A 14389-nucleotide genomic window follows, 5' to 3' on the forward strand; every position below is an offset into this window, starting at 1 on the left:
CCCCGGTCAATCCTGACGCTGATGATCCGGCACCGGGGCTCGCAGCCGCGCCGCCGCGGGGTCGTGCGCGGACGGCGCGGACGACGGCAGCGCCGACAGTCCGGGCAGCCGGCTGTCCAGGATGGCCGCCCGTTCCGCGAGCGCCCGATCCAGGGCGGCGCGCACCTTGGCGTCGTCCTCTTCCGCCGGTTCCTTCGGGATGTGCTTCATCTCCGCCTCCTCGGTAGTGTCCGGCGGGCGGGTGCCGGCGAACCGTGTCCCCCCGCCGTCGTCGTTCTCCGCCTCGATCTCGCCGCCGGGCCGCTCCACGATCCGGGCCCGGGCGCGGCCGATGGCCGGGTGGACCAGCCAGGCGAGCGCCGCGGTGAGGACCAGGCCGCCGGCCAGCACGACGCCCGGCAGGTGGCCGCCCGCGCCGGGCAGCCGGGCCGAGTCGGCGCGCAGGACGAGCAGCCACGTGTGGTCCGCGACCGGGACCGGTAGTTCCCGGCTCAGGTCCGGGTCGCCGCCCGCCCGCACCTCGGCGACCGTGGCCCGGCCGCCGTCGCCGTCGACGGCCACCAGGCTGCCGCCGACCGGGCCCTGGCCGGCCGCGGTGAGCACGACGCTCAAAAAGTCGCCGCCGCGCAGGCCGAGCACCACCCAGCCACGGAAGACCGGATCGTTGGCCCGGGTCCAGATCGGTGCGGCGAAGAGGAACGACTGCTGCCCCCGCCCGACCGGCGGGTCCCGGTCGGGCAGCGGCAGGTAGGCGCCGGAGACGGTGCCGCGCATCGTCTGCCGGGCGGTCGCCAGGGCGGCCGCGGGCGGGGCCACCGCGGCCAGGTCGGCGCCGGCCACGCCCCATCCGGCCGCCTCCTCGGTCAGCTCCCGGCTGAAGATCGGGAAGTAGTGCTCGTCGCGCCCGCCCGCCGGCCGCAGGGTCAGTCCCTCCGCCCCCCGCGAGCGCCAGTACGCCTCGGCGGCCGGCACCCCGGCGGTGCGCACCGGCACCACGTAGGCGACGGTCACCGCCCCGGGCAGCCCGGCGGCCTCCAGCGGCGCGCTCGCCCGGTCGAAGTCGTCCCAGCTCGGGTCGTCGCCGGCGGCCAGTCCGGCGGCGACCGTGTCGAGCAGGGTGCGGTAGTGGCCGGTCTCGGCGCGCACCGCGGCGACCGCCATCCGGGCGCGCTGGTCCATCACCCGGCGGCTGTTCTCCCGCTGGGCGGCGCGCAGCCCGGCCACCGTCAGCAACGTGACCAGCAGGCCAGCGAGCACGACCGCGGCGGCCAGCGCCGGGCGGGTGTAGCGGCTCCGTCCCTCCACCATAAGGAGCGTAAGCCGCAAAACGCCCCCGCCGACCGGACTTCGGTCAACGGGGGCGCCGGCACCGCGAATTACTTCCAGGTGTCGTACTGGTAGAGGTTGTAGGCCGCCATGATGCCGGTGACCTTGGTGTAGTAGTTGGGGTCGGTGGCGTAACCGGCCTTCCACACCTGCCAGATGAAGTTGTTGGCGTCCCTGCTGTAGGCGAACGCCGGCGTGTACCGCTGGTTGACCTTCAGGAAGTACCCGTGGTCGCGGAACGAGTGCGCCATGGTGGCGTAGGTCCGGAAGGCGTCGGCGGTGGCGAAGCACTTGCCGGCCTTGTCGCACTCGGTGGTCTGGTAGACGTGGCAGCCGCTGGCGATGGTGCCGAACTTGCCGTTCTGGCACTTGATCCCGAAGTAGTTCCGGTCCACCGAGGCGAGGCCGCTGCGGCCCCAGCCGGACTCCAGGACGGCCTGGGCGATGGTCACCGACGGCGGGACGCCGTACTGCCGCCAGCCCTGCTGGGCGCCGGTCACCGCGGCCGCGATGAACTGCGCCTGGGTCATCGACGGGTTGGCCGGCGTGGTCGACGACGCGGGCGCGCAGGCGGCGAGCGAGGCCGCCACCACGTAGGCGTGCGAGAGGTAGTGCCCGTCGGTGGTCCGGTCCCACTGACCGGTGGTGCGCACGGTGCCCCGGACGGTCGAGCCGGGTACCGCGCAGACCAGCTGCACGGTGGCGCCGTTGGCGACCTTGCGTACCGCGGCACCCTGGGTGTTCGGCGCGGTCCGGATGTTCACCGGCCCGTCCGCGGTCTTCACCTTCGCCGTGACGTACGCCGCGGCCCGGCTCTGCGCCGGCTTCGCCTTGACCCTCTCGGCGGCCGGCGTCCCGCCGCACGACGGGATCCTCGCGGTCGTCTTGACGTACGAGTGCGACACATAGTATCCGCTGGTCAACCGGTCCCAGACGGCGGTGGTACGCAGCTTGCCGCGCACGCTCTGCCCGGTCAGCTGGCAGGCCACCACGATCTTCTGGCCGTCGTGCAGGGTGCCCTTGACGGTGGCCGCCAGCGACGGCTTCGCCCGCACCTTGAGCTGGCTGTTCACATCGACGATGGCGGCGGTGCCGGCCGCGCTGGCAGCCGTCGGCGCCAATCCCAGCCCGGCCCCGGCGGCAAGCACCAGCGCGGCGCCGGTGAGCAGTCGTCGGGAGCTGTGCCTCATGAAAACGTCCCCTCGTTCCGGTTGGCTCCGTACGAAGATCCGTTGCGGCCGTTGCCCCGGCAGTGCGCATTCGGGTGCGGCTGAGTTGCTTGGAAAGGGCGGAGACTGGGAAAGGGCGTGACCACACTTCGGCGTCGACTTTCAGGAGAGGCGATGACGGCGGTCGCACCGCACCGGTCACGTAGCGAGACCCTCCCGGCCACGGGTCGCTGGCACGCGATATCGCCGCTGCTGGTGGCGGTCCTCGCGGCGGCCGGGGCGTACCTGGTCCACCTGGTCTTCATCCGCACCGGGCTGGGTCAGACGGTGGACACCGCGGCGATGCGCGGCGGCGACGTGCGGCACGAGCAGGTGACCCAGGTGCTCAGCCGTACCCTGCAGGCCACCCAGCTCGCCGCCCTCGCGATCGTCTGCCTGGTCGCGGTCGGGGTCGGCGTCCTGCGCCGGCGCTTCGACCTGTCGATCGGCGCGGCCCTGCTGGTGGTCGTCGCGAACGTCGCGGTCCAGCAGCTCAAGGCCCACCTGGACCGGCCGGAGCTGGACGGCGTCGCGATGCCGAACTCGTTCCCCAGCGGGCACACCGCGGCCGCCGCGTCGGTCGCCTTCGTGCTGATCCTGGTCTTCCCGCGGGCGCTGCGCGGCGCGCTGGGCCTGCTCGGCGCGGCCTACGTCGCGGTGGTCGCGGTGGCCACCGTGTGGGCCGAGTGGCACCGTCCCAGCGACACCGTGGCCGCCCTGCTGATCGTGCTGGCCTGCGGCGCGCTGATCACCTGGGTGATCCGGCTGCGCCGGTCCGGCGGCGAGCGCCCGTCGATCACCCCGGCCCGGGTGGCCACCCTGCCGCTCGCCCTGGTCGGCGCGATCGCCACCGCCGCCTGCCTGTTCGGCCTGGCCACCGTCGCCGTGTCCGAGCGGGTCCTGCCGGACCTGGTGTCCGGCCGCTTCGCGTTCCTCACCGGGGTGGCGGGCATCCTGTCCGCCGTCGCCGGAACGTTCTATTTCTGGGTCCGGCTCACCGCCGGTGATCCGCTGGCACCCGCTCAGGGAGGCACGAAATGACCACGCCCGGCGACTCCACGAACCACACCCCGGCCACCAGTCCTCCGGCTTTTCCCGCCTCGCCGGCGAACCTCACGCCGGCACCGGCGACCTCGCCGGTCACCGGTACTCCCCCGGAACCGCCCGCCGACGACCCCGCCGCGGCCACGCCGCAGACCGCCGGTCACGTCCCGCCCGGCCCGGCCGGCGTCCCGCAACTGCCCGCGCAGACCCTCGGCCGGCCCACCGGCTCCACCGCGGGCGTCGTGGTCGGCAGCTACGCCGAGTACGCGCTGGCCCAGAAGGCCGTCGACTACCTCTCCGACAACAAGTTCCCGGTCGAGCGGACCTCGATCATCGGCACCGACCTGCGTCTCGTCGAGAACGTGCTGGGCCGGCTCACCACCGCCCGCGCGGCCGCCGCCGGCGCGGCCAGCGGCGCCTGGTTCGGCCTGTTCATCGGCGTCCTGTTCGGCCTGTTCAGCGACTCGAACTGGTTCGCGGTCATCCTGACCACGGTGCTCATCGGCGCGGTCTGGGGCGCGATCTTCGGCGCCATCGCGCACGCGGCCACCGGCGGCCGCCGCGACTTCACGTCCCGCAGCTCGCTGCAGGCGGCCCAGTACGCCGTCCTGGCCGACGCCGAGGTCGCCGACGAGGCGAAGGCGCTGCTGGTCCGCCTCAACTGGCAGGCCAGCGGCGCCCAATGACTCCGGCCACCCGGGCGCGGCTCCGACGACCCGGGCCGCGCTGATCAGCGCGGCCCGAGTGGTCAAGCTCTGGAGTCAGATCCGGCTCGTCACGTCGCGCCGGCTGACGAACCCCGGCGCCGGACGCTGGTCACAGGTCGTTGGCGAGCTGGGTGCGGAGCTTGCCGAGGGCCTTGGTGAGCAGCCGCGAGACGTGCATCTGGGAGATGCCGACCTGGTCGGCGATCTGCGACTGAGTGAGGTTGCCATAGAAGCGCAGGGTCAGGATCCGCTGCTCGCGCTCGTCGAGCGAGGCGAGCGCCGGCCCGAGCGCCACCCGGGTCTCGGCCAGCTCGTACTCGTGGTCCTCGCCGCCGAGGGTGTCGCCGAGCTCGGTGGTGCCGTCCGCGCTGATCGGCGTGGACAGCGACGTCGCGTTGTAGGCCCGCGCGCCCTCCAGCCCCTCGAGCACGTCCTCCTCGCTGATGCCGAGGTGCACGGCGATGTCCGGCACCGTCGGCGAGCGACCCAGCTTGTGGGTCAGCGTGCTGTTCGCCTCGGTGATCGCCAGGCGCAGCTCCTGGAGACGGCGGGGCACCCGGACCGACCACGTACGGTCCCGGAAGTGCCGTTTGATCTCCCCGATGATCGTCGGGATCGCATAACCCGCGAAGTCGACGCCGCGCTCCGGATCGAACTTGTCGACCGCCTTGATCAGGCCGACCGTCGCGGTCTGCACCAGGTCGTCGGTGGGCTCGCCACGCCCCGAGTACCGGTGGGCCAGGTGCCGGGCCAGGGGCAGCCACGCCTCGATCGCCCGGTCGCGCAGCCGGGCCCGATCCCGCCCGGCCCGGGTTGCCGACATCGCGTCCAACAGCTCGGTGGCGGTGGCCTCGGGTGCGGCCTGCGCCGACTCGTCAGGAATCTCTGTTGCTTGAACCTCGATCGTTGCCATGTGGTCCTCCATCAGCGGGCAGAGAGCCGTGCCCGCACGCGGCGACCGTTCTGAGGAGCAACGCTAGCCGAGAAGGCTAGCGGTGCCTAGCTGAAAGTATGAGTGACGTTACGTGAATGCGGGAACTACACAACGAATTCATCCTAGGGAGTCGGGCGGTGTCCCGCAGGGGCGCGCGCGATTTGCCGTCGGACCCTCGTGATAGACAGCACGACAGAGTGACCAGCAGGAAGAGACGGGAAGACATCGGATGACCATCCTCGGCATCGACATCGGCGGCTCGGGCGTCAAGGGTGCGCCGGTCGACACCGCGCGCGGCGAGCTGCTCGACGAGCGGTTCCGCGTTCCCACGCCGCAGCCGGCCGACGTGGACAGCGTGGTCGACGCGGTCGCCGAGGTGGCGGCCAAGTTCGACGGGTTCGACAGCGTCGGCGTGACCTTCCCCGGCGTGGTCGTCGACGGCGTCACCCGCACCGCGGCCAACGTGCACAAATCCTGGGTCGACGCCCCCGCCGCGCGCCTCTTCTCCGAGCGGCTGGGCAGACCGGTGACGGTGCTCAACGACGCGGACGCGGCGGGCGCCGCCGAGGTCGCGTTCGGCGCCGGGCACGACCAGTCCGGCCTGATCATGATGGTCACCCTGGGCACCGGCATCGGCACCGCCCTGTTCCTCGACGGCGTCCTGCTGCCGAACACGGAGCTCGGCCACCTCGAGATCGACGGCAAGGACGCCGAGCTGCTCGCCTCCGACCGGATCCGCGAGGCCGAGGACCTCAGCTGGGAGAAATACGCCAGCCGGGTCACCAAGTACCTGCGGCACGTCGAGATGCTGCTCTCCCCGCGCCTGTTCATCATCGGCGGCGGCGTCAGCAAGAAAGCCGACAAGTACTTCCCGCTGCTCGACATCCGCACCCCGGTCGTCGCGGCCACCCTGCTGAACAACGCCGGCATCATCGGCGCCGCGGTCTCCGCCGAGCAGGCCAGCACCGGCCACGGCCAGCACCCGGGCGCCATCCCGGTCGACGCGGCGGCCGGCTCGTCCGACACTGCCGCGCACACGGTGAACGCCGGCTCCGGTTCGACGGGCGCCGGGGAGGCCCGCTGATGGCCCGCTCCATCGCCACCAACACCCGGGCCAGCCGCGCCGAGCTGATCGAGTTCCTGCGCCCGCGGCACCACGCGATCCTGATGACCGTGCGCAAGGACGGCCGCCCCCAGTCCTCGCCGAACACGTGCGGTGTCGACACCGAGGGCCGCATCGTGATCTCCACCTACCCGGAGCGCGCCAAGGTCGCCAACGTCCGGCGCGATCCGCGGGTCACCCTCTGCGTCCTCTCCGACGAGTGGAACGGCCCGTGGGTCCAGGTCGACGGCACCGCCGAGGTGATCGACCTGCCGGATGCGGTGGAGCCCCTGGTGGAGTATTTCCGCTGCATCTCCGGCGAGCACCCGAACTGGGACGAGTACCGCCAGGCCATGCGCGACCAGGGCAAATGCCTGATCCGCGTGACGATCGACAGCTGGGGGCCGATCGCCACGGGCGGCTTCCCGGCTCGCCTCGCCGACAGCTGAGACGAGGCACGGCCGGCACCACGCCGCCCGTGCCCCACCTCACCGGCAGCCGCACGGCCGGCCTGCCGCCGGGGTCTCACCTCGCTGACAGCAGATGAGCCGGACGGCCAGGACCTCGCCTCAGCCAGCCCAACAACAGCAACGCCGCACGGCCGGCACCCTGCCAACAACAGCAACGCCGCACGGCCGGCACCCCGGCTCCCCGCGCGTCACCTCGCCCAGAGCAGGAACTGCGCCCGCACGGCCCCTCGCCGCGCCACAGCGGAGACGCCACACGGCCGGCACCACCCTCTCGCCGCCCGTCACCCGCCGAGAGCAGGAACGCGCCCGCACGGCCCCTCGCCGCGCCACAGCAAAAACGCCGCACGGCCGGCACCCCCAGGAGGACAGGAGGGGTGCCGGCCGTGCGGTTTCAACCCTCTCCGCGAGGGGTCAGGCGTGCTGTCCGGCGGGCGCGAGGAACGCCCCAGCACACCGGGCGGAGAGGGTCGAGCGGAGGGTCAAGAGGTCCCGGGAAGCGCCCGGTTCCGTCCACAGTCACGGCTTGTCCACAGCCCGCCCACGCGACGCCGCACTCCCCCGCCACACTGTCTGCGGGGGCTCCCCCTTGGGAGGGCGGGCCTGCGAGCGTGTCGGGCGACGGGGCTTCTCTCCAGGTGGACGTCCCTGCGAGAGCGTGAACCGGCGCGGCAACCCTTGGGGCGGCCGAGCCCGCGAGCGTCAGCCGGACCAGCGGACGAGCCCGCGAGAGCGCCAGCCGGACCAGTGGACAAGCCCGCAAGAGCGCCAGCCGGAAGGCCTAGCCTCCGGGCCGGCGAAGCCTGCGAAAAGCGTCAACCGGCACAGCCCACCTCCCGGCCGGCCAAGCCCGCGAAGGCGTCAGGCGGCCAGCGGCTCGCGGGACTGCTCAGCGTCCAGCAAGTAGAGCAGTGTGTCGCGGTGCATGGCCGCGATCGGCTCCAGCAAGTCCGGGTGGCGCAGCAGGACGGCGGCCTCGCGGTCGCGGGCGTCCGGCTGGAGCAGGCGGCGGAACTCGCTGGGCAGTCCGCCGGTGCGGCGGGTGTGCGGGCGCGGCCGGGGCTCCGGGATCGGCACCGCGGCGATCACCGCGTCGACCCCGCGGCGGGCCAGCATCGGGTCGGCGAGCAGGCAGGCGGCCCAGCTGACGACGACCTCGTCGACCCAGGTGCGCCAGCCCTCGCCCTCGGCGAACTCGTCCTCCGGCTCGCTGCCGGCCTTCCAGTCGAGGACCGCGGAGCCGCCCGGGCCGGCGATGGCGACCAGCGCGGCGTCGATCTCGGTGGGGTACCGCAGCCAGGCGGCGACCGTGACGGCCTGCCGGGCCTGCAGCTCGGAGAGCGTGTGCGCGACCGTGTTCGACTCACCGCCGGGGTAGGCCCGGGCGAGCCAGTGGGTGCTGGCAGCGATCACCGGGGACAGTGCGGTCGACGGTCCGGCCACGACGTTCTCCTTGTCTCGGGCGCCCCCGGCGTTTCGGTGGCGTCAGGGTATTGCTCGGCCGGGACGCCCACCGCCATGAGTAAGGTTCCTCGATGGCAACGCACGGCAACCGACGCACACCCGGGCAGGCCGGGCAGCCACCGCCCGGCAACCGGCGCGCACCGGACGAGCACCGGCTGACACCGGACGAGCGGCTCGCCAGGGTCGCGGCGGTGGCGTCGGGGGCCGCCGAGCTGGTCCCCGACCCGCGGCGGCCGCGGGGCTGGACCCTGCTGGTCAACGGCGTGCCGCAGTCGTACGTCGACCTGGCCGACCCCGAGCACCTGGAGTTCCCCTACGTCCGGCAGATCGCCCGGGGCTTGCGAGCGTGGGCGCGCTCCGCCGTACCGGAAAGCGTCCTGCATCTCGGTGGGGGCGGGCTGACCGTGCCGCGCCTGGTGGCCCGGTGGTGGCCGGGCGCCGCGCAGGTGGTGGTGGAGCTCGACGCGGACCTGGTGACGATGGTGACGCGGGAGCTGCCGCCGGAACGGCCGCCGGAGATCGTGGTGGGCGACGCGCGGGAGGCGGTGGAGCGGGCCGGCACCGGGCGGTACGACGTGATCGTGGCCGACGTCTTCGCCGGCGCCGCGATGCCGGAGCATCTGGGGACGGTGGAGTTCGTCACGCAGTTGCGCCGCGTGTTGCGCCCCGGCGGGTTGCTGATCATGAACGTGACGGACGTCCCACCGATGGCGTTCACCCGGATCCAGGTGGCCACCGTGGCGGCGGCGTTCGCCGACGTCGGTCTGCTCGGTGACCAGGCGGTGTTGCGCGGGCGACGGGCCGGCAACGTGATCGTGTTCGCCGGCCGCGTTCCGCCGCTGCGGACGAGCCGGGACGAGCGCCTGTTGCGGGAAGGTGAACTTGTCGTGTTTTCCGGCGGCGCGCGGCCCCGGATGGATGCGAAACGGTAGGGGGACTCCGGTAGGTTTGGCGGCATCGGCGATCGGCCGTTTCGCGGAATCCTCTGTTGTTTCAAAGGCTCCACTCCGGAGAAGTCATAGGACGGCCGCGGTGGTTTTTCCGGTCGCCGGGTCCTACTGAGCCCCTCTGACTACGGTGGAGATCATGACCGGTCGCTTCCCCATCGAAGACGTGACACCGGCGGTGTCCGGTGGCCGCTACCCCGCGAAGGCGGTGGTCGGTGAACTGGTACCGGTTTCCGCGGTGTCCTATCGCGAAGGTCACCACGCGCTCGGCGTGAATGTGGTATGGCGCAGCCCGGACGGGCAGACCATGCCGTTCACCCGGATGACCCCCGGCACGCCGGGCCTCGACCAGTGGCACGCCACCATCCGGCCGGACCAGGTCGGGCGGTGGACGTTCACGGTGGAGGCGTTCGACGATCCGTACCGGACATGGCGCGACGCCGTGGTAAAGAAGATCGGTGCCGGGCAGGGCGCCGAGGACCTCGCCAACGACCTCGCCGAGGGTGCGGACATCCTGGACCTGGCCACCAAGATCGTGCCGACCGAGCACGAGGAGAAGGTGCGTGCCGCGGCCGCCGCCATCCGCGATCACCAGCGGTCGCTGTTCGCCAGGGTCACCCCGGCGCTCGACCTGGAGGAGCTGCTCTGGCACAACCCGGTGCGGCACCTGGTCACCACGACCCGGTCGTTCGCCATCTGGGTGGACCGCAAGCGCGCCCTCTACTCGGCGTGGTACGAGTTCTTCCCCCGCTCGGAGGGCGCCGAGATCGGCCCCGAGGCGACGCCGATCAAGCACGGCACCTTCCGGACCGCGGCGCTCCGGCTCCCCGCCATCGCGGAGATGGGCTTCAACGTCGTCTACCTGCCGCCGATCCACCCGATCGGCAAGATCAACCGGAAGGGCCGGAACAACACGCTGGTGGCCCGTCCCGAGGACGTCGGCTCGCCGTGGGCGATCGGCTCCGACGAGGGCGGCCACGACGCGATCCACCCGCAGCTCGGGACGATGGAGGACTTCATCGCCTTCCGCGAGCGGGCCGAGGAGCTGGGTATGGAGGTGGCGCTCGACCTCGCGCTGCAGGCCGCCCCGGACCACCCGTGGGTCAAGGAGCACCCGGAGTTCTTCACCACCAAGGCCGACGGCACCATCGCGTACGCCGAGAACCCGCCCAAGAAGTACCAGGACATCTACCCGATCAACTGGGACAACGACTACCGCACCCTGCGCGACGAGGTGTACCGCGTGGTGATGCACTGGGTGAACGCCGGCGTGCGGATCTTCCGCGTCGACAACCCGCACACCAAGGCGGTCAACTTCTGGCAGTGGCTGATCCCCAAGGTCAAGGAGTCCCACCCGGACGTGCTGTTCCTGGCCGAGGCGTTCACCCGGCCGGCCATGATGAACGGGCTGGGCAAGATCGGCTTCACCCAGTCGTACACGTACTTCACCTGGCGGACCACCGCCCCGGAGATGCGCGAGTACATGGAGCAGCTGCTCACCTCGATCGACTGGATGCGGCCGAACTTCTGGCCCAACACCCCGGACATCCTGCACGAGACGCTGCAGCACGGCGGCCCGCCGATGTTCAAGATCCGCGCGGTGCTGGCGTCGATGCTCACCCCGTCCTGGGGCATGTACTCCGGATACGAGCTGTTCGAGCACGTGGCCCGGCCCGGCTCGGAGGAGTACATCGACAACGAGAAGTTCGAGCTGAAGCCGCGCGACTACGCCGCCGCCGAGCGGGCCGGACGCTCGCTGGCGCCGTACCTGACCAGACTGAACCGGATCCGTGAGCAGAACCCCGCCCTGCACTGGCTCCGCAACCTGCGCTTCCACGAGATCGACAACGGCGCGCTGCTGTGCTTCTCCAAGCGCGACGCCGAGACCGGCAACACCGTGCTGGTGATCGTCTCGTTCGACGCTGCCAACGTGCAGTGGGGCAACACCACTCTGGACATGCCCGCCCTGGGGCTGGACTGGCACGACAAGTTCACTGTCGTCGACCAGATCAGCGGGGCGACGTACGAGTGGGGGCAGTACAACGCGGTCCGGATCGACCCGTACGTCGAGCCGGCGCACATCTTCGTGGTGCAGGCGGGGTAGGGGGACACCTGATGGAGCAGAGCAGCGAGCACGATCCGGCAGAGGGAAGTCACAACGAGGGCGGCGTGGTCGAGCACCCCGACTCGGGTGACTTCGGGCATGCCCGGGTGCTGCCCGCGGACCGCACCTGGTTTCAGCGCGCGGTCTTCTACGAGGTGCTGGTCCGGGCGTTCTACGACTCGGGGTCGGACGGCGGCGGTGACCTGCGCGGCCTGATCGAGCGCCTGGACTACCTGCAGTGGCTCGGGGTCGACTGCCTGTGGCTGCCGCCCTTCTACGACTCGCCGCTGCGCGACGGCGGCTACGACATCCGCGACTTCTACAAGGTGCTGCCGGAGTTCGGCACGGTCGAGGACTTCGTGGCGCTGCTCGACGCCGCGCACAAGCGCGGCATCCGGGTGATCACCGACCTGGTCATGAACCACACGTCCGACTCGCACCCGTGGTTCCAGGCGTCGCGGCACGACCCGGACGGGCCGTACGGCGACTTCTACGTCTGGAACGACACCAGCGAGAAGTACCAGGACGCGCGGATCATCTTCGTCGACACCGAGGAGTCGAACTGGACGTTCGACCCGGTGCGGCGGCAGTTCTACTGGCATCGGTTCTTCTCCCACCAGCCGGACCTCAACTACGAGAACCCGGCGGTGCAGGAGGCCATGCTCGACGTCCTGCGGTTCTGGCTGGACCTGGGCATCGACGGGTTCCGGCTGGACGCGGTGCCGTACCTCTTCGAGGAGGAGGGCACCAACTGCGAGAACCTGCCGGCCACCCACGCGTTCCTGAAGCACTGCCGCAAGGTGATCGACGACGAGTTCCCGGGCCGGGTGCTGCTGGCCGAGGCGAACCAGTGGCCGGCCGACGTGGTCGAGTACTTCGGCGATCCGAAGACCGGCGGCGACGAGTGCCACATGGCGTTCCACTTCCCGCTGATGCCGCGCATCTTCATGGCGGTACGCCGCGAGTCCCGATTCCCGATCTCCGAGATCCTGGCGCAGACCCCGGCCATCCCGGAGAACTGCCAGTGGGGCATCTTCCTGCGTAACCACGACGAGCTGACGCTCGAGATGGTCACCGACGAAGAGCGCGACTACATGTACGCGGAGTACGCCAAGGATCCACGGATGAAGGCGAACGTCGGCATCCGCCGCCGGCTGGCCCCGCTGCTGGAGAACGACCGGAACCAGATCGAGCTGTTCACCGCCCTGCTGCTGTCGCTGCCCGGCTCACCGGTGCTCTACTACGGCGACGAGATCGGGATGGGCGACAACATCTGGCTCGGTGACCGGGACGGCGTACGCACCCCGATGCAGTGGACCCCGGACCGCAACGCCGGCTTCTCCACCGCCACCCCCGGCCGGCTCTACCTGCCGGTCAACCAGGACCCGGTGTACGGCTATCAGGCGGTCAACGTGGAGGCCCAGCGGGACAGCGCGACGTCCCTGCTGAACTGGACCCGGACCATGCTCGCGGTGCGCCGCCGGCACGAGGCGTTCGCCGTCGGCACGTTCCGCGAGCTGGGCGGCTCCAACCCCTCGGTGCTGGCGTACCTGCGGGAATACGGCGACGACGTGGTGCTCTGCGTCAACAACCTGTCCCGGTTCCCGCAGCCGATCGAGCTCAACCTGCAGCACTGGAACGGGTACACCCCGGTGGAGTTGACCGGCCACGTGAACTTCCCGCGGATCGGCCAACTGCCGTACCTTTTGACCCTTCCGGGACACGGTTTCTACTGGTTCCAGCTGTGCGGGTCTGAGGAGAAGCAATGACGCTGCCTTATGCCGAGTGGTTACCGAAACAACGTTGGTACGCGGGGCGCAGCCGGGTGCTCGCCTCGGTCAAGGAGGCCTCGGCCACGCCGCTGGGCGAGGGTCTCGAGCTGGTCCTGATCGACGTGGAGTACACCGACGGCAGCTCCGAGCGCTATCAGGTGATCATCGCCCGGGGCTCCGAGCTGCTGCCGGAGTACCACGCGGTGGCCACCATCGGGGCGGACGAGCACGGGCGGGCGGCGTACGACGCCCTGTACTCCGCCGAGGCGGCTCGCCACCTGCTCAGCCTCGTCGACCGCTCGGAGCCGGTCGGTGACCTGAGCTTCGAGAAGGAGCCGGACGTCCAGCTGCCGCTGCAGTCCTGGCCGCGGGTCTTCGACGCGGAGCAGAGCAACACCAGCGTGATCTTCGAACAGGACGCGATCCTCAAGGTGTTCCGCCGGGTCACCTGCGGGATCAACCCGGACATCGAGCTGAACCGGGTGCTGGGCCGGGCGGGTAACCCGCACGTGGCGCGACTGCTCGGCTCGTTCGAGACGTCCGACGACGCCGGGCAGTGCTCGCTCGGGATGGTCACCGCGTACGCGGCGAACTCGGCCGAGGGCTGGGCGATGGCCACCGCGTCGGCCCGGGACCTGTTCGCCGACGCGGAGTTCCGCGCCGACGAGGCCGGTGGTGACTTCCAGGGCGAGTCGTACCGGCTGGGCGAGGCGGTCGCGTCGGTGCACCTGACGCTCGCCGCGGAGCTGGGCTCCGGGCCGTCGCCGTTCCCGGTCGACGCGGTGCTGGCCCGGCTGCGCACCAACGCCAACGCGGTACCCGAGCTCCAGCAGTACGTGCCGGCCATCACCGCGCGGTTCGAGTCGCTGACCGGCGAGCAGGTGACCGTCCAGCGGGTGCACGGCGACCTGCACCTGGGGCAGGTGCTGCGCACCCCGGAGGCCTGGCTGCTGATCGACTTCGAGGGTGAGCCGGGCCAGCCGCTGGACGAGCGGCGGCTGCCCGACTCGCCGTTGCGCGACATCGCCGGGGTGCTGCGCTCCTACGAGTACGCCGCCTATCAGCTCCTGGTCGACCAGGACGACGACGAACACCTGGCGGCTCGCGCCCGGGAGTGGGTGGACCGCAACCGGGCCGCCTTCTGCGACGGGTACGCGCACGCGTCCGGCACCGACCCGCGCGCCCAGCAGGCACTGCTGGCCGCGTACGAACTCGACAAGGCGGTCTACGAGGCTGCCTACGAAGCCCGACACCGTCCCGGATGGCTGCGGATCCCCCTGCGGTCGATCGCTCGGCTGGTCGGCTGACCCCCTT

General features: G+C 71.4%; 12 protein-coding genes. 8 read left to right on the forward strand and 4 right to left on the reverse strand.

Features of this window, described 5'->3' with window-relative positions:
* Positions 1–6: 6 nt before the first annotated feature.
* Positions 7–1305 carry a CHASE domain-containing protein gene (locus Actob_RS29320; RefSeq protein ID WP_407653410.1) on the reverse strand — a complete coding sequence of 433 codons (1299 nt, stop codon included), beginning with the start codon at positions 1303–1305 and terminating at the stop codon, positions 7–9.
* 71 nt (positions 1306–1376) lie between these two features.
* The gene (gene gsmA / locus Actob_RS29325; RefSeq protein WP_284915075.1) at positions 1377–2516 is read right to left on the reverse strand and encodes a sporangiospore maturation cell wall hydrolase GsmA; all 1140 of its coding nucleotides are present in this window, start codon (positions 2514–2516) and stop codon (positions 1377–1379) included.
* Positions 2517–2669: 153 nt separating this feature from the next.
* On the opposite strand from gsmA, the gene Actob_RS29330 reads away from it, so the two are divergent.
* Positions 2670–3575: a phosphatase PAP2 family protein gene (locus tag Actob_RS29330; protein WP_284915076.1), complete on the forward strand. Its 906-nt coding sequence runs from the start codon at positions 2670–2672 to the stop codon at positions 3573–3575.
* A 197-nt stretch (positions 3576–3772) separates the two neighbouring features.
* Complete coding sequence (locus Actob_RS29335) at positions 3773–4264, forward strand: general stress protein (RefSeq protein ID WP_284922404.1); 492 nt, start codon at positions 3773–3775, stop codon at positions 4262–4264.
* Positions 4265–4394: 130 nt separating this feature from the next.
* Here the strand turns inward: Actob_RS29335 and Actob_RS29340 are convergent, their stop codons facing one another.
* The gene (locus Actob_RS29340) at positions 4395–5198 is read right to left on the reverse strand and encodes an RNA polymerase sigma factor SigF (protein ID WP_284915077.1); all 804 of its coding nucleotides are present in this window, start codon (positions 5196–5198) and stop codon (positions 4395–4397) included.
* A 250-nt stretch (positions 5199–5448) separates the two neighbouring features.
* On the opposite strand from Actob_RS29340, the gene ppgK reads away from it, so the two are divergent.
* Together ppgK and Actob_RS29350 are read left to right on the forward strand one after the other, a co-directional pair.
* Positions 5449–6303 (forward strand): polyphosphate--glucose phosphotransferase, encoded by an 855-nt coding sequence (ppgK, locus tag Actob_RS29345; RefSeq protein ID WP_284915078.1) that lies wholly within the window; start codon positions 5449–5451, stop codon positions 6301–6303.
* On the forward strand, positions 6303–6770 hold the full coding sequence (locus Actob_RS29350) for a PPOX class F420-dependent oxidoreductase (RefSeq protein ID WP_284915079.1): 468 nt from the start codon (positions 6303–6305) through the stop codon (positions 6768–6770). The genes ppgK and Actob_RS29350 overlap by 1 nt, the downstream gene beginning before the upstream one ends.
* Before the next feature lie 879 nt (positions 6771–7649).
* On the opposite strand, the gene Actob_RS29355 is transcribed toward Actob_RS29350, so the two are convergent.
* A complete protein-coding gene (locus Actob_RS29355; protein WP_284915080.1) occupies positions 7650–8231 on the reverse strand; it encodes a hypothetical protein in 582 nt (193 codons plus the stop codon).
* 92 nt (positions 8232–8323) lie between these two features.
* Between Actob_RS29355 and Actob_RS29360 the strand changes: the two genes are divergently transcribed.
* The 4 genes from Actob_RS29360 to Actob_RS29375 all read left to right on the forward strand — a co-directional run bounded on the left by Actob_RS29360 (position 8324) and on the right by Actob_RS29375 (position 14382).
* Entirely contained in the window at positions 8324–9184 is an 861-nt protein-coding gene (locus tag Actob_RS29360) for a spermidine synthase (protein ID WP_284915081.1), read from the forward strand.
* A gap of 154 nt (positions 9185–9338) precedes the next feature.
* A complete protein-coding gene (locus Actob_RS29365; protein WP_284915082.1) occupies positions 9339–11303 on the forward strand; it encodes an alpha-1,4-glucan--maltose-1-phosphate maltosyltransferase in 1965 nt (654 codons plus the stop codon).
* Between the two features lie 11 nt (positions 11304–11314).
* The gene (treS, locus tag Actob_RS29370; protein ID WP_284915083.1) at positions 11315–13072 is read left to right on the forward strand and encodes a maltose alpha-D-glucosyltransferase; all 1758 of its coding nucleotides are present in this window, start codon (positions 11315–11317) and stop codon (positions 13070–13072) included.
* Complete coding sequence (locus tag Actob_RS29375) at positions 13069–14382, forward strand: maltokinase N-terminal cap-like domain-containing protein (protein WP_284915084.1); 1314 nt, start codon at positions 13069–13071, stop codon at positions 14380–14382. The genes treS and Actob_RS29375 overlap by 4 nt, the downstream gene beginning before the upstream one ends.
* Positions 14383–14389 lie beyond the last annotated feature (7 nt).

Origin of the sequence: Actinoplanes oblitus (assembly GCF_030252345.1) — a bacterium.
Classification (GTDB): Bacteria; Actinomycetota; Actinomycetes; order Mycobacteriales; family Micromonosporaceae; genus Actinoplanes; species Actinoplanes oblitus.